We start from the raw sequence: 23415 nt of genomic DNA on the forward strand, positions 1-23415 counted from the left end.
ACTCTACCACAAAGAGACATCGCTCTTTTCACAAACAAAAACGGCCGGATCTTCCGATCCGGCCGCAATGCTAAACTCCATCCGGCTAAGCCTACGCCTCGCGACGCAAGCCCTCGCCCAATCCGAAAATTCTTAGCTCGCCTTCTTCTCCGGCGCGGGGGTCGGGCCGACCTTCTTCTGGATGGCGCGCTTCAGCTCGAGGGCGCGGGGCGACAGCACGGCGGCCTTGGCCTTGAGCAGGAAGGGGTCGAGGCCGCCATTGTGGTCGACGCTCTTGATCGCGTTGGTGGAGACGCGCAGGCGCACGTTGCGGCCCAGCGCTTCGCTGATGAAGGTCACGTTGACCAGGTTCGGCAGGAAGCGGCGCTTGGTCTTGATGTTGGAGTGGCTGACCGTGTGGCCGACCTGGGGGCCCTTGGCCGTCAATTCGCAGCGGCGAGACATGGCAAAATCCTCAATCTTTCCCAACGATGTGCGGCCGCCATTCGGGGCGCCACGGGCAAATCTCTGTCCTTGCAGGGAGCGGGCGGACGTATAGGGGGGAAGCGGCGGGACGTCAAGGTTTTGGGGCGGGTTTCGTGCTCCAAGGTAGCCGTCATCGCCCGGCTCGCCGCCTTCGCTGAAGCTTCGGCGGGCCGAGCACCGGTGTGGGCCTCGACGTAGCCTTGGCGGAGCCGGGACCGGGCGATCCAGTACTCCGCGCCGGTACGGCTGACCAGAGGAGCCGCGGCGTACTGGATGCCCCGGTCAAGCCGGGGCATGACGCCGGTGGAGGTGGCGGGGTGAGGTGCGCTTTTCAGTCCCACCCCGATCACCAAAACGGCAATGATTATCACGCCTTACCATCACATAAACGGCGTATTCGCGCCCGAAAAGTCCGGTGGAGTTCCGGACGCCAATGGGCCCGGACGCATTGCTTGGCGCGGTATTTGGCTTAAGTAACAACCGTTCGCGCCCCGATTGGATTATTTCGTGCTCACAACGCCTCATCTTGCGCCCTGCCTGCGCTCAGCGGAGCGGCGCGCAAGGAATCCGCGCGTAAGCCATCCGCGCGCTGCCGGCCGCTGGGTCATGGCGGCCCTTGGCGGGCTGGTGTTGGCGTGGGCGGCGGAGCCCGCGGCGGCGCAGGGCAAGCTCGAGGCGCAATATGAGGCGACGCTGGCGGGCATTCCCGTCGGCAAGGGCGCCTGGAACATCGACATCCAGGATGATGTGTTCGCGGCCGCGGCCTCCGGCGGCACCTCGGGGCTTCTAAAATCGTTCGCGGGCGGGTCGGGCACCGGTGCCTCGCAGGGCCGCGTGGTCAACGGCGCGCTGGTCGCGACCGGCTACCAGGCCTCCACCACCACCTCGAAGAAGACTGAAGAGATCCGCATCACGCTCGACAAGGGCAATGTGAAGGATTTTGCCATCGTGCCGGAGCCGCCGGTCGATCCCGACCGCATCGTCGTCACCGATGCGCATCGCCGCGGCGTCTGGGACCCGATGACGGCCTCGCTGGTGCGCGTATCCGGCAGCGGCGAGGTGCTGTCGGCGGACGCCTGCCACGGCAGCGCCGCCGTGTTCGACGGCCGCATGCGCTATGAGCTCAAGCTCGATTTCAAGCGCATGGAGAACGTCAAGGCGGAGAAGGGCTATCACGGCCAGGTCGTGGTCTGCTCGCTGTATTTCGTGCCCATCGCCGGCTACATCCCCGACCGTCCGGTGATCAAATATCTCGCCGCCCAGCGCAACATCGAGGTCGCGTTCGCGCCGATCGCCGGCACGCGCATCCTGGTCCCGTTCTGGCTGAAAGTGCCGACCCCGCTCGGGCCGGCCATGCTGGAAGCAACCTCCTTCATCACCAGCGCCCAGCCGCCCAAGGTCGCGAAGACGCAGTAGGGCTGCCGTCCCTGCGCTGATCCCCCTTTTTGGTGAAAATAAATGCGAGCGATTTCAACGACATGCCTACTGTGCATGGGGTTGTTTTCGCGCTTTTTGTTTGGGCGGGTCGGGCGGAGGAATCCATTTGACTCCTCCCCGATTCTGATTCGACTCCGCGCCGTCCCCAGCTTTAACGAATCCGCCATCGAAACGTCGCTTGTGCGGCGGGCCAAAACTCCATCTAGTGCGAACCCAATAAGCCTCCCGCGACATCTTGCGTGAACGGAACAGGACTCAAGGGGGAGTCAGCGATTCGGCCGCGATTCGTTCTCAACTCGTTCCGAAGCTTAAAGCCAACGGGAAAAGCGTCGCAAAGTGAGACAGTTGCGCGGGATCTGGGAAGGGGCGCCGCATTCTCCGCCGTCATGCCCCGGCTTGACCGGGGCATCCAGTACGCCGCGCCCTCTCGGTTTGATCTGCGCCGCCTCTGGAATACTGGATCGCCCGGTCGAGCCGGGCGATGACACCAGCGTGTGAGCCGGCCCTTCGCGCCCCCGCCCCAAAACAGCACTGACATTCGCCCCAATCGCCATTACCTAATCCCCCAGATGCCTTTTTCCTCCTCCCCCTTCGCTTCCGAGCGGCTTCCCGGCGCCGGCGTCACTGCGGTGCTTGGGCCCACCAACACCGGCAAGACCCATCTCGCCATCGAGCGGATGCTCGCGCATCCCTCCGGCATGATCGGGCTGCCGCTGCGCCTGCTCGCGCGCGAGGTCTACAACAAGATCGCAGCAAGGGTCGGCCCCGACGCCGTCGCGCTCGTGACCGGCGAGGAGAAGATCAAGCCGAAAGCGCCGCGCTATTGGGTCTCGACCGTCGAGGCGATGCCGCGGGATCTCGACGTCTCGTTCCTTGCCGTCGACGAGGTGCAGATCGCGTCTGATCTCGAACGCGGCCACGTCTTCACCGATCGCATCCTCAATCGCCGCGGCCGCGACGAGACGCTGCTGCTCGGCGCTGCGACCATGCGCCCGATCATCGAGCGGCTGCTGCCGGGCGTCTCCATGATCACGCGGCCGCGTTTGTCGCAGCTGGAATTCGCCGGCGATCGCAAGATCACGCGGCAGCCGCGCCGCACCGCCATCGTCGCCTTCTCGGCCGACGAGGTCTACGCCATCGCCGAGCTGATCCGCCGCCAGCATGGCGGCGCCGCCGTGGTGCTGGGTTCGCTGTCGCCGCGCACCCGCAACGCGCAGGTCGCGATGTTCCAGAACGGCGAGGTCGATTACCTCGTCGCCACCGACGCCGTCGGCATGGGCCTCAATCTCGACGTCGACCACGTCGCCTTTGCCTCCGACCGCAAGTACGACGGCTACCAGTTCCGTCGCCTGACGCCGTCCGAATTCGCCCAGATCGCCGGCCGCGCCGGCCGCGCCACCCGCAACGGCACCTTCGGCACCACCGGCCGCTGCGCGCCGTTCGAGCCCGAGCTCGTCAATGCGCTGCAGAACCACACCTTCGATCCCGTGAAGGTTTTGCAATGGCGCAATTCGAAGCTGGATTTTGCGTCCCTCGGCGCGCTCCAGGTGTCGCTGAACCTGGCCCCCGGCCACGACGCGCTGACGCGTGCGCCGATCGCCGAGGACATGCGCGTGCTCGACCACGCCGCGCGCGACGCCGAAGTGCGCGATGTCGCGCATGGCAAGGATGCGGTGGAACGGCTGTGGGAGGCCTGCCAGGTCCCGGATTATCGAAAGCTGTCGCCGGCCGCCCATGCCGAGCTGGTGACGACGCTGTACGGCTTCCTGATGCGGAAGGGATGCATCCCCGACGCCTGGTTCAGGACCCAGATCGACCAGGCCGACCGCGTTGACGGCGATATCGACACGCTGTCGGCCCGGATCGCGCAGATTCGCACCTGGACCTTCGTCGCCAACCGCCCCGACTGGCTGAAAGACCCCGAACGCTGGCAGGGGATCGCCCGCGAGGTCGAAAATAAATTATCGGATGCGCTCCATGAACGCTTGACTGAGCGTTTCGTTGATCGCCGGACCAGTGTATTGATGCGCCGCCTGCGGGAGAACACGAGCTTGAATACGGAAATCGGCAAGACCGGCGAAGTCATCGTCGAAGGCCATGTCATCGGCCGCCTCGATGGCTTCACCTTTGCACCGGATGCGGCGGAAGCCGGCTCCGATGCGAAAGCGTTGCAGGCTGCAGCGCAGGCCGTGCTCGCCGGCGAGATCAACGCGCGCGCCGAAAAACTGGGCAATGCGCCGGACGAGCAGTTCGTGCTGACCTCGGAAGGCATCATCCGCTGGACCGGCGACGCCGTGGCGCGGCTGTCTGCCGCAGAGGAAGCGCTGCATCCGCGCATCCGCATCATCTCCGACGAACGCCTCACGGGCGCCCCCCGCGACAAGGTGCAGGCGCGGCTTGAGCTCTGGCTCAAGACGCATATCGAAAAGCTGCTCGGGCCGCTGTTCGAGCTCAGCAAGGCCGAGGACGTCACCGGCATCGCCCGCGGCATCGCCTATCAGCTCGTCGAGGCGCTCGGCGTGCTGGAGCGCCCGAAGATCGCCAACGAGCTGAAGGATCTCGACCAGCCCTCGCGCGCGACCTTGCGCAAATACGGCGTCCGCTTCGGCGCCTATCACCTCTATTTCCCCGGCCTGCTCAAGCCGGCCGGGCGTGCGCTGGCCGCGCTGCTCTGGGCGCTGAAGCAGGACAATGTCGATCCCTCCGCGCTGTCTGGCGCGCAGCATCTGGCAAGCTCGGGCCGCACCTCGTTCCCGGTCGACAAGCAGCTGCCGCGCGATGCCTATCGCGTGCTCGGCTACAAGCAGGCCGGCGAGCGCGCCGTGCGCGTCGATATCCTCGAGCGCCTGGCCGATCTGATCCGTCCGGCGCTGGCCTGGCGCGAGAACGCGTCTGGCGAAAAGCCCGCCGGGGCATTCGACGGCCGCAGCTTTGTGGTGACGCAGGCGATGACCTCGCTCACCGGCTCCGCCGGCGAAGACTTTGCCTCCGTGCTGCGTGCGCTCGGCTATCGCATGGACAAGCGCCCGCCGCTGCCGGCGAAGCCCGCCGCGGCTGTTGTCGAGACGCCTATTGCTGAGGCGCCTGTTGCTGAAGCCTCCAGCGAAGAGACGCCCGCAACCGAAACGCCGGTCGAGGACGCCGCAACCCCTGCGGATGCCGCGATCGAAGCCGCTGCCGAGCCTGTGACCGTCGAAGACGCGCCCGGGATGGAGCAGCACGACGAGCCCGCGCATGACGAGCCGGCGCTCGAAGCTTCCGTCACGCCGGAAGACGCTCCCGGCATCGCGCCACCTGCGGAAGAGCCTGTTGCCCCCGCTGAAGCTGTCGAAACCGCACCTGCCGAAACCGCGCCTGCAGAGACCGCTGCAACTGAAGCCGCTGCGTCGGCCGATGCGGCAGCGCCCGTGGAAGCCGCGGCGACGCCTGCCGAGCCCGAGCTCATCGAGGTCTGGCGTCCCGCGGGCCGTCACGATGATCGCAAGCCGCGCCACGAGCGCCATCGCAACCAGCGTCATCACCAGCCGCGTCCACAGGCGGGCGCTGAAGCCGGCGCTGCGCCTGCCGAAGGCGAAGCCCAGCCTGCCGCCGACGGCGAGAAGCGCGGTGAGCGCCATCGCCATGGCGGCGGTCATCGTCGAGATGGTGGCAGGGACTTCCGCAAGCCGCGAGAAGGTGGCGCCGAAGCTGCGCCGCGTCCCGAGGGCCGCGACGACAAGAACCGCCGCTTCGAGGGCAAGAATGGCGGCAGCAAGGACCGCGACAACAAGGACCGCAACAAGGGCAAGTTCGGCGGCGATCGCGACAAGGGCCGCGATAACCGTGGCCGTGACCGCGACAAGGGCCGCGACCGCCAGGGCGGACCGTCGCTGCGCCCCTACGCATCGAGCGCCACCCCGCGCGAGCGCGATCGTCCGGTCGATCCGAACTCGCCGTTCGCGAAGCTCGCTGCGCTGAAGGAGCAGCTGTCCGGGCGTAAGGAGTGAGCCCACGACCGAGCGGCAGCGCATCGACAAATGGCTGTGGCACGCGCGGGTGGTGAAGGCGCGCACCTCCGCGGCCGCGCTTGTCGAGTCCGGCCATGTTCGCGTCAACGGCGCACGCGAGAAATCGCCGGGGCATGCGATCAAGATCGGCGACGTGCTCACCATCGCGCTCGATCGCACCGTGCGCGTCTTGAAAGTCATCGCCTTCAACGAGCGCCGTGGCGATGCCGCCTCGGCCCGTGTGCTCTACGAAGAGCTCGGTGAAGGCCCGCCAAGTTCTCAGCGCAATTAATTGCGCTTCGAATTCATTTCTTGGTCGATCAAGCGCATAAAGCCGTCATGATCGGCCGTTCCTGAGCTTGCGGCGCCGGGCCATCCGCGCTACGCAAGCCGCGACTTTTAAAAGAGCTTTTCGGAGCGTTGGATGACTTACGTCGTCACTGAAGCGTGCATCAAGTGCAAGTACACCGACTGCGTCGAGGTCTGCCCGGTCGACTGTTTCTACGAGGGCGAGAACATGCTCGTCATCCATCCTGACGAGTGCATCGACTGCGGCGTGTGCGAGCCGGAATGCCCCGCCGATGCCATCAAGCCGGACACGGAACCGGGCCTGGAAAAGTGGCTCACGGTCAACGCCGACTACGCCAAGAGCTGGCCGAACATCACCCAGAAGAAAGAATCACCCGACGACGCCAAGGATTTCGACGGCATGGAGGGCAAGTTCGACAAGTATTTCTCGCCGAACCCCGGCTCCGGCGACTAATTCGGGCCAAACTTAACCCTATTAGCGGCCTTACCGCCGAAAACTAGGCCTTAACACCCCTAAATCATTGATTTTTGCGGGAAATGTGCTATATTGGGCACATTGAGCCGAACCCTGGTTAGCCCCGTCGGCCCCGTTGGGTTCCCGTGAAACCAAATGTCGAACAGGGGCGTGGCAGTTTCCGCGCGCAGGCTGTGTCACAGAAAACGCGTAAAAAGAGTACTTCAGCGAAGGCTTCCCATAAGGACGCCAAGAAAGTCGCCGCGGCCAGCCGTAGCGCATCCAAGGGTCGGACCGCGACGAAGGCGCCGGCTGCAAAGTCCTCGAAGAACAAAAGAAGCGCAATGCCTAACAAGACTGCCAAGCCGGCCGCGAAAGCGACCGTTGCCAAGCCTGTTGCCGCCAAGCCTGCCGCCAAGCCCGCTGTTGCCAAGGCTCCCGCTGCCAAGCCCGCCGCAAAGGCTCCTGTTGCTGCTGCTCCTGCCAAGGCCCCTGTTGCTGCCGCCAAGCCGGCCGTGAAGCCCGCGGCTGTTGCGCCGAAGGTCGAGGAAAAGAAGGTTGTGACCCAGCGTCAGGGCTTCAAGGCCAACGAATTCGTCGTCTATCCCGCTCACGGCGTCGGCCAAATTCTGGCCATCGAGGAGCAGGAGATTGCCGGCGCGAAGCTCGAGCTGTTCGTCATCAACTTCATCAAGGACAAGATGACGCTGCGCGTGCCGACCGCCAAGGTCGCCAATGTCGGCATGCGCAAGCTCTCCGACCCCGCGCTGGTGAAGCGTGCGCTCGAGACCCTCAAGGGCCGTGCCCGCGTCAAGCGCACCATGTGGTCGCGCCGCGCCCAGGAATACGAAGCGAAGATCAATTCGGGCGACATCGTCGCGATCGCGGAAGTCGTGCGCGACCTCTATCGCTCCGAGTCGCAGCCGGAGCAGTCCTACAGCGAACGCCAGCTCTATGAAGCAGCGCTCGACCGTCTCTCCCGCGAGATCGCGGTGGTGCAGCACTCGACCGAGACCGAAGCGGTCAAGGAGATCGAGGCCCAGCTCGCCAAGAGCCCGCGCCGCACTGGCGCCAAGTCCGAAGCCGCCGAAGGCGAGGCCGATGCGGACGCCGAGGGCGATAGCGACGAGACCGAGGGCGGCGCCACGGTCGCCGACGAGGCCGCGTAAGCGTCTCGCGCGTCGAACGCAACAGATCAAAGCCCGGCCTTACGGCCGGGCTTCTTGTTTTGGAGACGCTGACCGTCCCGGTTCGGGGACGTCAGCGGGCGGAATTGCTTTGAGCCTATGCGGTCCTGAACAGGATTAAACCCGCGATGCGCTTCCCGAAGCGCCGCGCCCGGTCTCGCGGTCGTCTCCGCGCGCGTCAGTCGCAACCGTCGACCACCAGGCGCCCAACGCATCGATCAACGGCACCAAGGTGTGGCCGGCGGCGGTCAGATCGTACTCGACCCTCAACGGGTATCCGTCGAATTCCGTGCGGTTCACGATACCGGCGTCCTCCAGCTTGCGAAGCTCGAGGGCGAGCATCCTGTGCGAGATGGTCGGATTGTCCCGACGCAAGTCGCTGAACCGTTTGGTGCCCTGTTTCAAATAGTAGATCAGAAGCGTAGGCCACCGGCCGCTCAGGATCTGCATCACTTCCTCGATGGGACATCTCGAAACGAGGTCTTTCATCGGCGGACTCCAGGTTACAAAAATGTTCGCAATTTACTTGATGGAGCGAGCGACTAGGGTTCGGGACCGCTGCGCAGCGTGATCATCAGAAATCACGGAGAATAGATCGATGGATCCAATCCTACTCTACGGCTTCCCGATGGGAAGCTCCATGGGACTCGTTGCAGCTCTTGAATGGCTTGGCAGGCCATATCGCCTGTGTCGCGTCGACATGCTGGGCGAGATGCTGAGCCCGTCATACGCCAGGATCAATCCGCGACACGAGACGCCTGCACTTATAACGGACCAGGGCGATGTGCTGACGGAAACCATGGCGATCGCGGCTTGGCTCGAAGCCAGGGATACCGAACGGCGCATCAGCTTTGATCCGTTGTCGCCGCAAGCCGATCGCATGCACCAGCTGATGGCGTTCGTGAATACCGGCTTTACCGGCGCCTTCGCGCCGCTTTGGGTCGCAATGGAAGGCGTGGCGATGGACGACGCCATGCGTTCGGCCTTGCGGGAGTTCGGAAGGAGAAAGGTGATCGAACGCCACGACAAGCTCGAAGGCATGATCGAGCCGGCAAGGTTCCTGCTCGCCGACCGGCCGACCCTCGCGGACGCCTTGCTGGCAGGTGTGGCGCGCTGGCTCGACTTCCACGCTGTCGCGGACAGGAGCCGCTGGCCAAAGCTGGCCGCGCTGCGCCAACAACTCGAGGCCGATCCCGGGGTCATCTACGCCACCGCCGTGGAGAGCGGCAGCAATGATCCGGGAACAGGATCCTGCGCAGGCCACACCGCCCTGGCCGACGTCATCGCGCGATATGGCAAGCAAGCTTAACCAGTGGAGAGGAGGAGCGGCTTCGATCCGCTCCTCCTCACTTCACCGGCCGCTTCTCGAGCTTCCGCGCCAGCGTCCGCCGATGCATCCCGAGCCGCCTTGCGGCTTCCGAGATGTTGAAATCGGTTTCGATCAGGGTCTGGTGGATGCGTTCCCACTCCAGCGTCTTAATCGATGTCGGCCGGGCGTCGAGCGCGACCTCGGCATTGCCTGCGGCCTTGTTGAAGGCGGCCTCGATGTCGTCGGTGTTCGACGGCTTTGCCAGATAGTGGCATGCGCCGAGCTTGATGGCCTCGACGGCGGTGGAGATGCTGGCAAAGCCCGTCAGCACCACGATCAGCATCTCTGGATCGTGCGTGTGCAAGAGCTCCACGCAGGCCAGTCCCGAGGCGCCGCCGAGCTTGAGGTCGACGACGGCATAGCCAAACGATCGCTCCTCCAGGACTTTCCGCACGTCCTCGATCGAGGCGGCGAGCACGACCTCGTAGTCGCGGCGCTCGAACGAACGCTTCAGGGTGCGGGCGAAGCCGGCATCGTCCTCGACGACCACGAGCGAACGATCAGGCGTCAAAGCTGCCTCCGATCGCGAGCGTTGCGAGCGGCAGCGTGAGGCGGACCGTAGCGCCGCGCTTCCTGTGGTTCTCGGCGGTCACGCTGCCCCCTAACTTGCGCACCACGTTCACCACCAGGAACAGGCCGAGCCCGCCGCCGGCGCGGCCCTTGCTCGATTGATAGGGCTTTCCGAGCTGTGCCAGCATCTCCGGCGCAAAGCCGGGGCCGCGATCGCTGATCGACAGCACGAGATGATCGCCCTCGCGCCCGGCAACGAGCTCGACCCAGTCGCGCGAGACCTCGTAGGCGTTGTCGAGCACGTTGAAGATCACCTGCTTCAGCGCGACGTCCGAGACGATTGCGACGTCTTCGCCGAAAGTGTTGACGAAATACAACGTGCGCGCCGAGCGCGCGTCGCGCCACTCTTCCACGAGCGCGGTGACGAAAGCCGCCACCGTCGTCGGCGACGATCCCTCGCCGCGGGCTTCGCCCGCCGACACCAGAATGCCTGTCACGATCGACTTGCAGCGTTGCAGCGAGGTCTCCATCTCCTCGAGGTCCTCGGCCAGCTCCTGATCGGCGGCGAGGTCGGGCATGCGGCGCCAGTCGCCGAGGATGACCGAGAGCGAGGCGAGCGGCGTGCCGAGCTCGTGAGCCGCGCCGGAGGCGAGCAGGCCCATGCGCACGATATGATCCTGCTCGGCGGCATGCTGGCGCAGCGCCGCCAGATGCGCGTCGCGCTCGCGCAAATTCCTGTTGATGCGGGTGACGAACACCACCAGCAGCACGGCGTTGAGCACGAAGCCCAGCAGCATGCCGGCAACCGTGAGGGTGTAGGTCTCGCTCAGCGGGTTCGGCGGCAGATCGAGCGGTCGGTAGGCGACGGTCAGCCAGACGAAGCTCGCGCAGGTCAAGGCGACCAGCGACCAGGTCGAGCGGCCATCGAGCAGCACCGCGCCCAGCGTCACCTGGAGCAGGAACAGCGAGGTGAAGGGATTGGTGGCGCCGCCGCTGAGGTAAAGCTGCGCGGTCAGCGCGGCGACGTCCAGCATCAGGGCGACCAGCAACTCATTGTTGGTGATCGCGGCGCGATGGCGCACCCAGACCAGGCTGGAGATGTTGAGAAATATCAGGGCGCCGATTACCGCGCCCATGCGGGTGAGGGGCAGGGGAATGCCGAGCCACACATGCACGCCGCCGATGGTCACGATCTGGCCGACCACTGCGGTCCAGCGTAGCTGGATCAGCAGCGCCATGTTCTTGCGGTTGGTCTCGTCGTCGGTTGGCGCTGTGCCGATCAGCTCGCTGCGCGCGTCCGCCTGCGATTGCAGCGTGACGGCGCCATGCGTTCTTCCGTTGTCAGGTGGGCTCGCCGATCGTTCCAGCATCTGATCCCGTCCTGCGGGCGACAGCATCGAGGCCGCCGGCCGCTTCGTGGGCGAAGCCGCTCCAGGGCTCCTTGCGGCGGAACAGCCCGCCGCCGAATGTGACGAAAAGTTTGCCGGCCAGCATGAACGCCAGAGCAAACCACGTCAGCGCGTAGATCAGGTGGTTATTGGGAAAGCTGATCACGGTCAATCCGCCGATTGGGCCGCTGCCGGATTGTGATCGAGCGTCGGCATCGATGAAAAAGGGCGCGACGTGGTCGAGGCCGCGTGCCGTCGCAATCGCTGCGACATCCCGCGAGTACCAGCGATTGTGCTCCGGCACGTTATTTCTGAGGAATCCGCCTTTTGGCTCCGTCACGCGCAACAGGCCGGTGATCTCGACCTGGCCTTGCGGGTTGCCGTCCCAGCGCGTCGACGCATCGCGCCGGTCGGACGGCACGAAGCCGCGGTTGACCAGGACCAGCGTGCCGTCGTCGCGCCTGAGCGGTGTCAGCACCCAATAGCCCGGGCCTTCTTCGGTGACGGCCTGAGCCAGGGTCTCGCGGTCATGCAGGAACCGGCCGGAGACGCTGACGTGTCTGTATTCGTCGTTTGCGGCGGAGACGGTCGGCCATGCCGCCGGGGAGGGGATCGGCTGGGCCGGGGCATGAACGCGCTGCTCGACGCGATCGATCAGCGCCAGCTTCCAGGCGCGGCGCTCGATCTGCCAGCCGCCGAGCGCGATCAGAAGTGCAATGGCCGTGAGCGAGAGGACCGCGAGCCATGAGGGCGGGTGCGCAGCGTCGCGCCCGGTTGCCTTGCTGGCCACGGTCCCGGTCTCTGTCATTTCATTCCGGACATCTGGTGGATCGGCATCATGTTGCTGTTGAGGTGGTTCATCACCCACAGCGAACCCGACAGGGCGATCACCACCATGACGATGGTGAAGATCAGCGCCATCATGCTCCAGCCGTTCTCTGACGTCGTGTTCATGTGCAGGAAGTAGATCATGTGCACGACGATCTGCACGACCGCGAAGGCCATGATCACCAGCGCGGTGATCTGCTTGCTCGGAAGCGCGCCGCTCATCACCAGCCAGAACGGGATCGCGGTGAGCACGACCGAGAGCACGAAGCCGAGCATATAGGTCGAGAACGAGCCGTGGGCATTGGCGTGGCTGTCGCCGTGATGATGATCGTCCGCGTGGGCGGCGTGAGTATCGGTGTTCATCGCAGAACTCCCAGGAGATAGACGAAGGTGAAGACGCCGATCCAGACCACGTCCAGGAAGTGCCAGAACATCGACAGGCACATCAGGCGGCGGCGATTGGCGTCGATCAGGCCGAACTTCCAGACCTGCACCATCAGGGTCACCAGCCAGATCAGGCCACAGCTGACGTGCAGGCCATGGGTGCCGACCAGGGTGAAGAAGGCGGACAGGAAAGCACTACGCTGCGGCGTCGCGCCCTCATGGATCATGTGGGCGAACTCGGACAGCTCGATGCCGATGAATGCGGCTCCGAACAGGCCGGTGATCGCCAGCCAGATCTGGGTCTGCGCGATCTTGTTCTGCTGCATCGTCAGCATGGCAAAACCATACGTGATCGACGACAGCAGTAGCATCGAGGTGTTGACCGCGACCAGCGGCAGCTCGAACAGATCCTTCGGCGCCGGGCCGGCGGCGTAATTGCCGCCGAGCACGCCGAAAGTGGCGAACAGGATCGCGAAGATGAGACAGTCGCTCATCAGATAGATCCAGAAGCCGAGCGAGGTGCTGTAGCCTTCCGGATGCGGGTGTTCGTCGGCGAGGTAGAAGACCGGCTCGCCGGTTTGCGTGGGATTGACAGCGACAGTCATTTACTTGGCTCCGGCGAGCAGCTTGGTGCGCGCGTCTTCGGCCCGGATGACGTCCTCGGCCGGAATATCGAAATCGCGGTGATAGTTGAAGGTGTGACCGATGCCGACGGCGAGCATCGCGATGAAGCTCGCGGCCGCCAGCCACCAGATGTACCAGATCAGGCCGAATCCCATCGCGGTGGCGAAGCCGGCGAGGATGATGCCGGTGCCGGTGCTGCTCGGCATGTGGATCGGCTTGAACCCGGTGAGCGGGCGCTGATAACCGCGCTTCTTCATGTCCCACCACGCGTCGTTGTCGTGAGCGACGGGGGTGAAGGCGAAGTTGTAGGCCGGCGGCGGCGAGGAGGTCGCCCATTCCAGCGTGCGCGCGTCCCAGGGATCGCCGGTGACGTCCTTGAGCTGCTCGCGCCTGAGGAAGCTGACGGCGAACTGCATCAGCATCGAGAGGATGCCAAGGAAGACCAGGAAGGCGCCAATGCCGGCGACGATGAACCAGATCTGCAGGCTCGGGTCGTCGAACACACGGAGCCGGCGGGTCACGCCCATCAGTCCGAGCACATAGAGCGGCATGAAAGCGAGGTAGAAGCCCGTGACCCAGAACCAGAACGACAGCTTGCCCCAGAACGGGTCGAGCTTGAAGCCGAACGCCTTCGGGAACCAGTAGCCGATACCGGCGAACGCGCCGAACACGACGCCGCCGATGATTACGTTGTGGAAGTGCGCGATCAGGAACAGGCTGTTGTGCAGGACGAAGTCGGCCGGCGGCACCGCGAGCAGCACGCCGGTCATGCCGCCGAGCACGAAGGTCAGCATGAACGCGATCGTCCACATCATCGGCAGCTCGAAGCGGATGCGGCCGCGATACATCGTGAATAGCCAGTTGAACATCTTCGCGCCCGTCGGGATCGAGATGATCATCGTGGTGATGCCGAAGAAGGAGTTGACGCTGGCGCCCGACCCCATCGTGAAGAAGTGGTGCAGCCAGACCAGGTACGACAGGATGGTGATGACCACCGTGGCGTAGACCATCGAGGTGTAGCCGAACAGCCGCTTGCCCGAGAAGGTCGAGGTCACTTCCGAGAAGATGCCGAAGGCGGGGAGAACCAGGATGTAGACCTCGGGATGACCCCAGATCCAGATCAGGTTCACGTACATCATCGGGCTGCCGCCGAAATCGTTCGTGAAGAAGTTGGTGCCGACGTAGCGATCGAGCGAGAGCAGCGCGAGCACGACGGTCAGAACCGGGAAGGAAGCGACGATCAGCACGTTGGTGCAGAGCGCGGTCCAGGTGAACACCGGCATCCGCATCATGGTCATGCCGGGGCACCGCAGCTTGACGATGGTGCAGATCAGGTTGATGCCGGACAGTGTCGTTCCGACGCCCGCGACCTGTAGCCCCCATATGTAATAGTCGACGCCGACATCCGGACTGTAGCCGATGTTCGACAGCGGCGGATAAGCGAGCCAGCCGGTGCGGGCGAATTCGCCGATGAACAGCGAGGCCATCACCAGCACCGCGCCGCCGACCGTCATCCAGAAGCTGAAATTGTTCAGGAACGGGAACGACACGTCGCGCGCGCCGATCTGGAGCGGCACGACGAAGTTCATCAGGCCGGTGACCAGCGGCATCGCCACGAAGAAGATCATGATCACGCCGTGGGCGGTGAAGACCTGGTCGTAGTGATGGGCGTTGAGATAGCCCTCCGAGCCGCCGAAGGCGAGCGCCTGCTGCAACCGCATCATCAGCGCGTCGGCGAAGCCGCGCAGCAGCATCACGATGCCGAGGATCATGTACATGATGCCGATGCGCTTGTGGTCGACGCTGGTGAACCACTCGCTCCAGAGATAACCCCAGACGCGGAAATAGGTCAGGCCGGCGAGCATGATGAGGCCGCCGGTCGCCACCACGGCAAACGTGCCGACGACGATCGGCTCGTGCAGCGGCAGCGATTCGAAGGTGAGCCGGCCGAAGATGAGCTTGAGAAGATCAGGAGACATGCGGGATCTCTTTACGAATCTGACTTCGGACGTTGTCCGAGGAAGAAGGACGAGGACTTCAGCGGCGTGAAACTCGGCCGCTTCAGGCCGGCGCCGAGCAGCGGCGCGGTGTCGACAGGTGCCGTGATGGAAGCGGTGGTCCTGCCCTGCGGCGCATCGGGCGTGCAGGTGCCGGCGACGAAAGTCGGCTCCGGCCCAAGCGCGGTGCCGCGGCGGGCGTACTTGTCGTAGGCCAGCGGCAGGGTGTTGTTCAGGCCCTCATGGCCGAGGCCGCCCTTGGCGTCGATCGCCATCATCTCGCTCTGGCACATCTTGCCGGTCTCGACGCACATGTTGAGGATCAGGCGGTAGAGATCGGAATCCACGGTACCGTAGCGCCGCACCGGCTCGTTCTGGCTGGGCTTTTCGAGCTGGAGATATTCGGCGCGGCCGAGCGAGCCGCCGCCGGACTTGGCGCTGGCGATCCAGGCGTCAAAGCCCTTGTCGTCGAGACCCTGGAAGTTGAAGTGCATGCCGGAGAAGCCGGCCCCGCTGTAGTTCGCCGAAAAGCCCCGATAGCTGCCGGCGTGGTTCACGACGGCGTGGAGCTTGGTCTCCATGCCCGGCATTGCGTAGATCTGGCCGGCCAGCGCGGGGATGTAGAACGAGTTCATCACCGAGGACGCGGTGATGCGGAAGTTGATCGGACGATCGACGGGAGCTGCCAGATCGTTGACGGTGGCGATGCCGTAATCCGGATAGATAAAGAGCCACTTCCAGTCGAGCGCGACGACGTCGACCTCGAGCGGGGCCTTGGACTGGTCGACTGCGCGGTCGGCATGGATGCGGCCGAGCGTGCGATAGGGGTCGAGCAGGTGCGTGCCCATCCAGGTCAGCGCGCCAAGGCAAACAATGATCAGAAGCGGCGCCGACCAGATCACCAGCTCGAGGCTGGTCGAGTGGTCCCATTCCGGCTCGTAGCGGGCGTCGGTGTTGGACTGCCGGTAGCGCCAGGCGAACAGCACCGTCAGGGCCATCACGGGGACGACAATCAGGAGCATCAGGACGGTGGAGATGATGACAAGGTCGCGCTGCTGCGCCGCGATATCGCCGGCCGGCGCCAGCACGACGTAGTTGCAGCCACTTAGCATAACCGCCAAGGGTAGCATCGCCAGGATCTTGAAACGGGACACGGGCCGAGCCTTATGAGAATGAGTTTCTTTTGCGGGGCCAAGGGGTAGCTGCGGCGCAGCAATCCCAACATTGGACAATTTGTCCAATGTTGCAGTGCGGGATGTTGCGCCAGACAGGATTCGATTGCCTGGCGCCTCGCCGGGCAGTCGGCTTTGGTTTCAGAACGTTAAGGGCGCGCGAATGGCGATGGCACAGACCCCCGCAATGGCAGACCACTCGGGCGAGCACGGCCACGACCAGGCCAGTCCCGGCGAGATCGCCATCGGCGTCATCATCGGCCGCACCTCGGAATTCTTCGACTTCTTCGTTTTCGCGATCGCCTCGGTGATCGTGTTCCCGCGCCTGGTCTTCCCGTTCACGAGCGAACTGACCGGCACCCTCTATTCTTTCATGATCTTCGCGCTGGCCTTCATGGCGCGGCCGATCGGCACCGTCATTTTCATGACGGTCGACCGCGAGTACGGCAAGACGGCCAAGCTGATCTCGGCGCTGTTCCTGCTCGGCACCGCCACCGTCGCGATCGCGTTCCTGCCCGGCTATCACGAGATCGGCGCTGCCGCGATCTGGCTGCTGGCGCTGGCGCGCATCGCACAGGGTCTGGCCTGGGGCGGCGCCTGGGACGGCATGGCCTCGCTGCTGGCGCTGAACGCGCCGCCTTCAAAGCGCGGCTGGTACGCGATGGTGCCGCAGCTTGGTGCGCCGCTTGGTCTGATCGTGGCGAGCGGGCTGTTCGCCTATTTCGCCGGGAATCTGTCGGCCGACGATTTCTTCGATTGGGGCTGGCGCTATCCGTTCTTCGTCGCCTTCGCCATCAACGTCGTGGCGCTGTTCGCGCGCCTGCGCATGGTGACGACGGAAGAATATGCCTCGCTGTTCGAGACCCGCGAATTGCAACCCTCGCGCATCTCCGAGACCGTGGCGCGCGAAGGCCAGAACATCATGCTCGGTGCGTTTGCGCCGCTGGCGAGCTTCGCGCTGTTCCACATGGTCACGGTGTTTCCGCTGTCCTGGGTGTTCCTGTTCACCCGCGAAAGCCCGGTGCGCTTCCTGATCATCGAGATCGTCGCCGCCGTGTTCGGCGTCGGCGCGATCGTGCTCTCCGGCGTCATCGCCGATCGCGTCGGCCGCAAGTCGCTGCTGATGGGATCGGCGATCGCGATCGCGATCTACAGCGGCTTTGCCCCGCAGCTGCTCGATGCCGGCGCGTTCGGCGAGACCATCTACATGGTGATCGGCTTCATCCTGCTCGGCCTCTCGTTCGGCCAGTCCTCGGGTGCGATCGCCTCGAACTTCAAGCAGGCGTATCGCTACACGGCCTCGGCGCTGACCTCCGACATGGCCTGGCTGTTCGGCGCAGGCTTTGCACCGCTGGTCGCTCTGTTGCTGGCGACCAATCTCGGCGTCATCGCCTCGGGTGCGTACCTGCTGTCAGGCGCGTTCTGGACCTTGCTCGCGCTCTGGCTCAGCGGCCAGCGCGAGGCCGGCGATATGGACGCGGGCGGTTAGGGCGTGAGCTGCAGCTACAAGCGAATGTCGTCCCGGCCTAGTGCGCAATTGCGCACGGGGGCCGGGACCCATACCGCGTGATCTATCGAACGCGGGTGTTCTTAATCCCGAACGACCAGCGCCCGCCAAATTGCTCCCTGGGGTTATGGGTCCCGGCCGACGCCGGGACGACAGCGGAGTTTGCGGAACCACCGCGCGTCAATCCGCCACGACCTTCACACGATCGCGCACCTTCACCTGCGCGTTGCGATCGAGCCCGTTGAGCACGCGAAAACGCTCGGCCGGGTGGTCGACGCCGGCCATGCGGTGGGAGAGCGATTCCACGGTGTCGCCAGGCTGTACGGTGATGACCTTGATGCGCAGCGGGCGCGCGGCCTGGATCTCGTCGAGCGTCAGGCGGCGGAATGAACCGACGGTCTCGCGCGCATTGCGCTCGCTCTCGGTCGACTTCTGCCGTGCCGCGAAGATGAAGCGGTAGACGTCGCTGCCGAAGCGCAGCGCATAGACCTTGAACTGCCACTGGTCGCCCTTGGCGGTGGCGGACGCAGCCGGAAAACCGTTGATGGTGATGTCCTCGGTGGAGGCCTTCTCGACGCCCTCCATCCAGCCGGAATTCAGGTAATCGCCCAGCGACTGTTCGGCCGGCACCCGCACGACGTCGAAGCGCATCGCCTGCGAGCCGCCGTCGCGCACGCCGATCACGGCCTGCGCGGTGTTGTCGAGCGTAAAATTGTCCGGCGCCTGGAAGGTGAAACCGAGCTTCGGATGCAGGAAGCGCCGGCCACGGACAAAACCTTCGCTGGGGTCTTCGCCGTAGACGAGATTGTCGATCGCGGCGAGATAGGTCTCGCGGTCGCGTTCGCCGCCCTCTGGCGCTGCGTATTGCCGCGCGATGGTCTGCGCGTTCTGCACGCGCTCGGGCGTTGCCGGATGCGACGAGGTGAAATCCTGCGCCCGCGGATCGAGCGAGGTCTTGCCGACCTTCAGCTCGGCATTGCGCTCCATCGCCGAGAGAAAGCGTGCAGCACCATAAGGATCGAAATGGGCCTTGGCGGAGATGCCGACGCCGACGCCGTCGGCCTCGAACTCCTGATTGCGCGAAAAGCTCGCCATGGTCAGCTTGGTCTTGGCGAGCGCCAGCGCGGTGAGATCGGGATCGTTGCTCATGTCGGTGACGACGCGGGTGACGATCGCGGCCTGGCGGGCCTGGTCCTCGCGCATCGCGGCGTGCTTGGACAGCACATGCGCCATCTCGTGGCTGAGCACGGAGGACAATTCCGACGTATCGCTCGCCAGCGCAAGAAGACCGCGCGTGACATAGAGCTGGCCGTTCGGCAGCGCGAAGGCGTTCACCGCGCCGGAATTGAGGATCGTGACCCTGTAACCCTGATCGGGGCGGTCGGACGCTGCGACCAGGCGGTCGACGGTCTTGGTGACGAGCGATTCGAGCCTGGGGTCGTCATATGTGCCGCCGTAGCTCGCCAGGATGCGCTCGTGCTCCTTTTCGGTGGCGGGGGTCTGCGCGACGGCCGGCTTCGGCTTGGGCATTGCGACGGTCGGGGGCGCCGCCGCGGTCTGGAACCGGCCCATATCGCCGCAACCGGCGAGGGCTGAACCCAGCACGAGGCATAGCGCAGCCGGCGCTGCCCGCAGGCGGCGGCGTTCACCTCGTCCGTGCCGTCCTAGCACCCCATTCACGTCGCTTAACCCGTGCCTGGCCCTTTTTAGGGCCTTACCCCTGTCGGCTCGTTTGCGCCCAGCAACTCGATTTGTCCCACGAGGCGTACATCGATACGCGGCCCCGTATTCCCCTCAGCCCAGCCCCTGACACGAATACGCTTATTTTCCAGAGACTTAAGGGCGATCCCGGCGCTTTCGAACGCGGGTATCATGCGCTTTGAAATAGTCACGGCGAAGCCGCGTGTCCAGTTTCGTCCGAAGTTGAGGTAGGTCATTGCCCCAGCTTGCCGGACCGACAGGACTTTGCCCTCGACCACCACAAAACGCCCGATCCCCGCCAAAATATCGTCCGGACTTTCCGCGTTTTTTATGGCCGACAGGTCAGCCCAGCTGCCCTTTTTTTGGCGCCTTGCCTCGGCCTCCGCCGCCATCAGGGCGGCCGCGCAGTCCTTATCGGCGATCTCGGCGGAGACGATGGCGTCGCCCTCGGCGAGGAGCGTCGCCTGCACGGAGATGTCGCTCTCGCCGACAAAGACCAGCGCGCCCTGGCGGCCATAGCGGTCGGGCGTGTCGTCGGCGCTGCGCAAAATAACGTCGCGACCGACGAGCAGCGTCGTCAGCGCCTGCTTCGTGGTTGCGGTCGGCTCGATGCCGGTCAAGCGGATTTCCCGGCCGTCATCGAGACGCAGACTGCGCGCATCGATCGCGGTGACGCGGCCTTCGCCCTGGGACTCGAACTGGCACGGCGTGGCGGACGCACCGCGAGCCGCGACCAGAAGACATGCGACGATGAGATGAAGCAGTCGCGTCACGTTGCCCGGAAAGGTTGCGTTGCGCTCCAACCATAACTCAAGCGCGGTGGGGCGCGAAGACTGTTTGTTCATACTCCGTCATTGCGAGCGCAGGGAAGCAATCCAGAGTCCCTCCGAGGAAAGATCCTGGATTGCTTCGCTGCGCTCGCAATGACGGCGGAGGCACTCTTCCGCATCTCGTCATTCCGCTTTGCGGAAAGCGCGTGTTGATCGTTCATCTGCATCGTCCCGTGCGCTTGCTGCGCTGTCGCGCATGCGGCATGATTGCGGTAACAGCAATAACCAAGCCGCCATCAGAGTACGGCGCGATAAGGGAGGTCTTTTCGATGAAGCATGTTTTGTCGGGCATTTTTGCCGCTGCGTTGGCGCTGAGCGCGAGCGCCGTGCAGGCCCAGGACAAGCCGCCACTGAAGATCGGCGGCATCCTCGACATGTCGAGCCTTTATGCCGACATCACCGGCCCCGGCAGCGAGACCGCGGCCAAGATGGCCGTGGAGGACTTTGGCGGTGAGGTGCTCGGCCGCAAGATCCAGGTGCTGGCTGCCGACCATCAGAACAAGGCCGATCTCTCCGCCAATATCGCCCGCGACATGCTCGACAATCAGGGCGTCGAAATGATCTATGACGTCGCGGCCTCCGCGACCGCGCTCGCCGCCGGCGAGATCGCGAAAGCGCGCAACAAGATCATCATGTTCAACGGCCCGGGCTCGATCCGCCTCACCAACGAGGCCTGCGGTCCCTATACCATTCACTACGTGTTCGACACCTACGGTCAGGCCAATGTGACCGGCCTTGCGGCCGTGAAGTCGGGCCTCGACACTTGGTACTTCCTCACCGCCGACTACGCCTTCGGCCAGGATCTGGAAAAGGACACCAGCGCCGTCGTGACCAAGACCGGCGGCAAGGTGCTCGGCAGCGTGCGCCATCCGCTCAACACGTCGGATTTCTCGTCGTTCCTGCTCCAGGCCCAAGCCTCGAAAGCCAAGGTGATCGGGCTTGCGAATGCCGGCGGCGACACCGTCAACGCCATCAAGCAGGCGGCCGAGTTCGGCATCACCAAGGGCGGCCAGAAGGTCTCGCCGCTGCTCGCCTTCGTGACCGATATCGACTCCATCGGACTCGAGACCGCGCAGGGCCTGTTGCTGGCGGAAGCCTTCTACTGGGATCTCAACGATGACACCCGCGCGTTCTCGAAGCGCTTCCAGGAGCGTATGAAGCGGCCGCCGACCTCGGCGCAAGCTGGTGTCTATTCGTCCGTGACTCACTATCTGAAAGCGGTGAAGGCAGCCGGCACGACCGACGCTGCGACGGTGATGAAAGTGATGAAGGAGACGCCGATCAACGACTTCTTCGCCAAGAACGGCAAGATCCGCGAGGACGGCCGCATGCTGCACGACATGTACCTGTTCGAGGTCAAGAAGCCGTCGGAATCCAAGGGCCGCTGGGACGACTACAAGCTGCTCGCCACCGTGCCCGGCAGCGAGGCGTTCCAGTCGCTGGAGCAGTCGCGCTGCCCGTTGGTGAAGAAATAAACACCGTCATTGCGAGGAACGAAGCGACGAAGCAATCCAGACTGTCTCCGCGGAAACATCTCTGGATTGCTTCGCTTCGCTCGCAATGACGAGCGTCGATAGACCGAAGCAAACAACAACAAGGGAGACGTCCCATGAGCAACGACATGGTCCTGCAGAAGCTCGAAGGCGGGCTGCTCACCATCACCATGAACCGGCCCGAGCGCAAGAACGCGCTCAACCCGGACATGGTGGCCGGGCTGGTCGTGGCGGCACGGCGCGCGGCGGATGATCCGGAGGTGCGCGCGGTCTTGTTCAAGGGCGCGGGCGGCTCCTTCTGCGTCGGCGGCGACGTCAAGTCGATGGCGGAGGGCCGGGCGCCGCTGCCGTTCGAAGTGAAAATGGCGAACCTGCGCCGCGGCATGGAAGTGTCGCGTATCCTGCACCAGATGCCAAAGCCCGTGGTGGCACAGCTCGATGGAGCTGCCGCCGGCGCGGGTCTGTCGATGGCGCTGTCGTGTGACCTCCGCGTCGCTTCCGAATCCTGCAAGATCACCACCGCCTTCGCAAAAGTCGGCTTCTCCGGCGATTACGGCGGCACCTATTTCCTCACCCAGCTGCTCGGCAGTGCGCGGGCGCGCGAGCTCTATCTGACCTCGCCGGTGCTGACCGCGAAGGAAGCACATGCGATCGGCATGGTGACCAAGGTTGTTCCCGACGCCGAGATCGATACGGCCGCGCACGAGCTCGCACTGTCGCTGGCGCAGGGCCCGTCGATCGCGCTTGGCTTCATCAAGCGCAACATCAACAATGCCGAGCATCTCGCGCTGGAGGATTGCTTCGACGGCGAGGCGATCCATCACACCCGCTGCAGCGATACCGAGGATCACAAGGAGGCCGCAAAGGCGTTCGTCGAGAAGCGCAAGCCGACCTTCAAGGGCGCATGACGATGGCGCCCTATATGCGGTTGCGGCAGATCTGCCTGGTCGCGCCGCAGCTCGCGCCCGTGATCGCGGATATCGCTGACATCATGGGCCTCGCTGTCTGCTACCGCGACGGCAACGTCGCGAAATACGGCCTGGAGAACGCGCTGCTGCCGGTCGACACGATCCTGCTGGAGGTGGTCGCGCCGTTCAAGGAGGGCACCACGGCCGGCCGCTTCATCGAGAAGAGCGGCGGCCGCGGCGGCTACATGGCGATCTTCTGCTGCAACGATCCCGACGAGCGCGGCCGTAACGCCAACGCTCTGGGCGTGCGCACCGCCAACGTGATCGACCACGCGCCCTATCACGGCGTGCAGCTCCATCCCCGCGACTGTCGCGCCGCCTTCATCGAGTTCAACCACACCGAAGGCAGCGACGACATTTTGGGGCCTTATCCGCCAGCGGGGCCAGACTGGCATAAATTCATCCGCAAGGACGTGACGCAGGCGTTGACGAGCGTGGAAATACAGAGCCCGGACCCGCAAGGGCTGGCCGAGCATTGGGGCAAGCTCATCGGCGTGGCGCCGAGTGGCGATGTCGAACTGAAGCTGACCAACGCGACCTTCCGGTTCGTGAAGGGCGCCAGCGAAATCATGAGCGCGCTGGAGTTTCAGGTGACAGATGTGGCCCAGGTGCTGCATGCCGCCAAGGCCAAGGGGCTCGCGGTGGCGGGCAATGAGTTTCTGCTGAGCGGCGTGACATTTCGGCTCGCTGCTTGACCACTTGCGCTAGTTCTCGTTGTGTCGTCATGGCCAGGCCTGTCCCGCCTGCGCGGCCGAAGCGGCTTCGGCCGCGCAGGCGAGACAGGCCCGGCCATGACGGGGGTAGCG

General features: G+C 64.6%; 21 protein-coding genes. 10 read left to right on the forward strand and 11 right to left on the reverse strand.

The annotated features are described in order from the left end of the window. Positions 1 to 132: 132 nt before the first annotated feature. Positions 133 to 444 (reverse strand): 50S ribosomal protein L28, encoded by a 312-nt coding sequence (gene rpmB / locus BcanWU425_RS03070; RefSeq protein WP_026232426.1) that lies wholly within the window; start codon positions 442 to 444, stop codon positions 133 to 135. 627 nt (positions 445 to 1071) lie between these two features. Between rpmB and BcanWU425_RS03075 the strand changes: the two genes are divergently transcribed. From BcanWU425_RS03075 to BcanWU425_RS03095, 5 genes are all read left to right on the forward strand, one after another. Continuing rightward, positions 1072 to 1881 carry a DUF3108 domain-containing protein gene (locus BcanWU425_RS03075; RefSeq protein WP_204512785.1) on the forward strand — a complete coding sequence of 270 codons (810 nt, stop codon included), beginning with the start codon at positions 1072 to 1074 and terminating at the stop codon, positions 1879 to 1881. 590 nt (positions 1882 to 2471) lie between these two features. Further along, positions 2472 to 5888 (forward strand): helicase-related protein, encoded by a 3417-nt coding sequence (locus tag BcanWU425_RS03080; RefSeq protein WP_204512784.1) that lies wholly within the window; start codon positions 2472 to 2474, stop codon positions 5886 to 5888. A gap of 49 nt (positions 5889 to 5937) precedes the next feature. Continuing rightward, positions 5938 to 6180, forward strand: coding sequence for a S4 domain-containing protein (locus BcanWU425_RS03085; protein WP_018452947.1), 243 nt, complete (start codon positions 5938 to 5940; stop codon positions 6178 to 6180). Positions 6181 to 6312: 132 nt separating this feature from the next. Next, complete coding sequence (gene fdxA / locus BcanWU425_RS03090; RefSeq protein ID WP_018452948.1) at positions 6313 to 6651, forward strand: ferredoxin FdxA; 339 nt, start codon at positions 6313 to 6315, stop codon at positions 6649 to 6651. 344 nt (positions 6652 to 6995) lie between these two features. Then, complete coding sequence (locus BcanWU425_RS03095) at positions 6996 to 7820, forward strand: CarD family transcriptional regulator (RefSeq protein ID WP_018452949.1); 825 nt, start codon at positions 6996 to 6998, stop codon at positions 7818 to 7820. A 135-nt stretch (positions 7821 to 7955) separates the two neighbouring features. Here the strand turns inward: BcanWU425_RS03095 and BcanWU425_RS03100 are convergent, their stop codons facing one another. Further along, positions 7956 to 8327 carry a winged helix-turn-helix transcriptional regulator gene (locus BcanWU425_RS03100; protein ID WP_204512783.1) on the reverse strand — a complete coding sequence of 124 codons (372 nt, stop codon included), beginning with the start codon at positions 8325 to 8327 and terminating at the stop codon, positions 7956 to 7958. Between the two features lie 109 nt (positions 8328 to 8436). Here BcanWU425_RS03100 and BcanWU425_RS03105 point away from each other — a divergent pair, with 109 nt between their 5' ends. Further along, positions 8437 to 9147: a glutathione S-transferase family protein gene (locus BcanWU425_RS03105; RefSeq protein WP_204512782.1), complete on the forward strand. Its 711-nt coding sequence runs from the start codon at positions 8437 to 8439 to the stop codon at positions 9145 to 9147. 37 nt (positions 9148 to 9184) lie between these two features. On the opposite strand, the gene BcanWU425_RS03110 is transcribed toward BcanWU425_RS03105, so the two are convergent. The 7 genes from BcanWU425_RS03110 to cyoA are packed head-to-tail and all read right to left on the reverse strand — an operon-like array spanning position 9185 to position 16092. Next, the gene (locus BcanWU425_RS03110) at positions 9185 to 9718 is read right to left on the reverse strand and encodes a response regulator transcription factor (RefSeq protein WP_018452952.1); all 534 of its coding nucleotides are present in this window, start codon (positions 9716 to 9718) and stop codon (positions 9185 to 9187) included. After that, on the reverse strand, positions 9708 to 11087 hold the full coding sequence (locus BcanWU425_RS03115) for an ATP-binding protein (protein WP_204512781.1): 1380 nt from the start codon (positions 11085 to 11087) through the stop codon (positions 9708 to 9710). Before BcanWU425_RS03115 ends, BcanWU425_RS03110 begins: the two co-directional genes overlap by 11 nt. Further along, on the reverse strand, positions 11059 to 11913 hold the full coding sequence (locus tag BcanWU425_RS03120) for an SURF1 family protein (protein WP_204512780.1): 855 nt from the start codon (positions 11911 to 11913) through the stop codon (positions 11059 to 11061). The genes BcanWU425_RS03115 and BcanWU425_RS03120 overlap by 29 nt, the downstream gene beginning before the upstream one ends. Beyond that, the gene (gene cyoD / locus BcanWU425_RS03125; protein WP_204512779.1) at positions 11910 to 12296 is read right to left on the reverse strand and encodes a cytochrome o ubiquinol oxidase subunit IV; all 387 of its coding nucleotides are present in this window, start codon (positions 12294 to 12296) and stop codon (positions 11910 to 11912) included. Before cyoD ends, BcanWU425_RS03120 begins: the two co-directional genes overlap by 4 nt. Next, positions 12293 to 12922, reverse strand: a complete 630-nt coding sequence (gene cyoC / locus BcanWU425_RS03130; RefSeq protein WP_085358837.1) for a cytochrome o ubiquinol oxidase subunit III — start codon at positions 12920 to 12922, stop codon at positions 12293 to 12295. The genes cyoD and cyoC overlap by 4 nt, the downstream gene beginning before the upstream one ends. Beyond that, positions 12923 to 14920, reverse strand: a complete 1998-nt coding sequence (cyoB, locus tag BcanWU425_RS03135) for a cytochrome o ubiquinol oxidase subunit I (protein ID WP_018452957.1) — start codon at positions 14918 to 14920, stop codon at positions 12923 to 12925. Positions 14921 to 14931: 11 nt separating this feature from the next. Beyond that, on the reverse strand, positions 14932 to 16092 hold the full coding sequence (cyoA, locus tag BcanWU425_RS03140) for a ubiquinol oxidase subunit II (RefSeq protein ID WP_026232429.1): 1161 nt from the start codon (positions 16090 to 16092) through the stop codon (positions 14932 to 14934). Between the two features lie 181 nt (positions 16093 to 16273). On the opposite strand from cyoA, the gene BcanWU425_RS03145 reads away from it, so the two are divergent. Then, entirely contained in the window at positions 16274 to 17599 is a 1326-nt protein-coding gene (locus BcanWU425_RS03145) for an MFS transporter (protein WP_007604615.1), read from the forward strand. A gap of 198 nt (positions 17600 to 17797) precedes the next feature. On the opposite strand, the gene BcanWU425_RS03150 is transcribed toward BcanWU425_RS03145, so the two are convergent. Both BcanWU425_RS03150 and BcanWU425_RS03155 read right to left on the reverse strand, forming a co-directional pair. Beyond that, on the reverse strand, positions 17798 to 19189 hold the full coding sequence (locus tag BcanWU425_RS03150; RefSeq protein WP_018452960.1) for a M48 family metalloprotease: 1392 nt from the start codon (positions 19187 to 19189) through the stop codon (positions 17798 to 17800). Positions 19190 to 19323: 134 nt separating this feature from the next. Further along, positions 19324 to 20163 (reverse strand): thermonuclease family protein, encoded by an 840-nt coding sequence (locus BcanWU425_RS03155; protein WP_018452961.1) that lies wholly within the window; start codon positions 20161 to 20163, stop codon positions 19324 to 19326. Positions 20164 to 20417: 254 nt separating this feature from the next. Here BcanWU425_RS03155 and BcanWU425_RS03160 point away from each other — a divergent pair, with 254 nt between their 5' ends. The 3 genes from BcanWU425_RS03160 (at position 20418) to BcanWU425_RS03170 (ending at position 23304) form a co-directional block, all read left to right on the forward strand. Then, positions 20418 to 21623 carry an ABC transporter substrate-binding protein gene (locus BcanWU425_RS03160; RefSeq protein WP_018452962.1) on the forward strand — a complete coding sequence of 402 codons (1206 nt, stop codon included), beginning with the start codon at positions 20418 to 20420 and terminating at the stop codon, positions 21621 to 21623. Between the two features lie 134 nt (positions 21624 to 21757). Further along, positions 21758 to 22549: an enoyl-CoA hydratase gene (locus BcanWU425_RS03165; RefSeq protein ID WP_085351625.1), complete on the forward strand. Its 792-nt coding sequence runs from the start codon at positions 21758 to 21760 to the stop codon at positions 22547 to 22549. Between the two features lie 2 nt (positions 22550 to 22551). After that, complete coding sequence (locus BcanWU425_RS03170; protein WP_026232430.1) at positions 22552 to 23304, forward strand: hypothetical protein; 753 nt, start codon at positions 22552 to 22554, stop codon at positions 23302 to 23304. The last annotated feature ends 111 nt before the right edge of the window (positions 23305 to 23415 follow it).

This window comes from Bradyrhizobium sp. WU425, assembly GCF_021052305.1.
Lineage (GTDB): Bacteria > Pseudomonadota > Alphaproteobacteria > Rhizobiales > Xanthobacteraceae > Bradyrhizobium > Bradyrhizobium canariense_D.

Bases quoted from the DNA above. Each gene is read 5' to 3' on its own strand.
- BcanWU425_RS03075 (WP_204512785.1), top strand. From the start codon at position 1,072: ATGGCGGCCCTTGGCGGGCTGGTGTTGGCGTGGGCGGCGGAGCCCGCG.
- BcanWU425_RS03115 (WP_204512781.1), bottom strand. From the start codon at position 11,087: ATGCTGGAACGATCGGCGAGCCCACCTGACAACGGAAGAACGCATGGC.
- BcanWU425_RS03120 (WP_204512780.1), bottom strand. From the start codon at position 11,913: ATGACAGAGACCGGGACCGTGGCCAGCAAGGCAACCGGGCGCGACGCT.
- BcanWU425_RS03160 (WP_018452962.1), top strand. From the start codon at position 20,418: ATGAAGCATGTTTTGTCGGGCATTTTTGCCGCTGCGTTGGCGCTGAGC.
- BcanWU425_RS03150 (WP_018452960.1), bottom strand. From the start codon at position 19,189: ATGGGCCGGTTCCAGACCGCGGCGGCGCCCCCGACCGTCGCAATGCCC.
- cyoD (WP_204512779.1), bottom strand. From the start codon at position 12,296: ATGAACACCGATACTCACGCCGCCCACGCGGACGATCATCATCACGGC.
- BcanWU425_RS03095 (WP_018452949.1), top strand. From the start codon at position 6,996: ATGCCTAACAAGACTGCCAAGCCGGCCGCGAAAGCGACCGTTGCCAAG.
- BcanWU425_RS03080 (WP_204512784.1), top strand. From the start codon at position 2,472: ATGCCTTTTTCCTCCTCCCCCTTCGCTTCCGAGCGGCTTCCCGGCGCC.
- fdxA (WP_018452948.1), top strand. From the start codon at position 6,313: ATGACTTACGTCGTCACTGAAGCGTGCATCAAGTGCAAGTACACCGAC.
- BcanWU425_RS03105 (WP_204512782.1), top strand. From the start codon at position 8,437: ATGGATCCAATCCTACTCTACGGCTTCCCGATGGGAAGCTCCATGGGA.
- BcanWU425_RS03155 (WP_018452961.1), bottom strand. From the start codon at position 20,163: ATGAACAAACAGTCTTCGCGCCCCACCGCGCTTGAGTTATGGTTGGAG.
- rpmB (WP_026232426.1), bottom strand. From the start codon at position 444: ATGTCTCGCCGCTGCGAATTGACGGCCAAGGGCCCCCAGGTCGGCCAC.
- cyoC (WP_085358837.1), bottom strand. From the start codon at position 12,922: ATGACTGTCGCTGTCAATCCCACGCAAACCGGCGAGCCGGTCTTCTAC.
- BcanWU425_RS03165 (WP_085351625.1), top strand. From the start codon at position 21,758: ATGAGCAACGACATGGTCCTGCAGAAGCTCGAAGGCGGGCTGCTCACC.
- BcanWU425_RS03100 (WP_204512783.1), bottom strand. From the start codon at position 8,327: ATGAAAGACCTCGTTTCGAGATGTCCCATCGAGGAAGTGATGCAGATC.
- BcanWU425_RS03170 (WP_026232430.1), top strand. From the start codon at position 22,552: ATGGCGCCCTATATGCGGTTGCGGCAGATCTGCCTGGTCGCGCCGCAG.
- cyoB (WP_018452957.1), bottom strand. From the start codon at position 14,920: ATGTCTCCTGATCTTCTCAAGCTCATCTTCGGCCGGCTCACCTTCGAA.
- BcanWU425_RS03145 (WP_007604615.1), top strand. From the start codon at position 16,274: ATGGCGATGGCACAGACCCCCGCAATGGCAGACCACTCGGGCGAGCAC.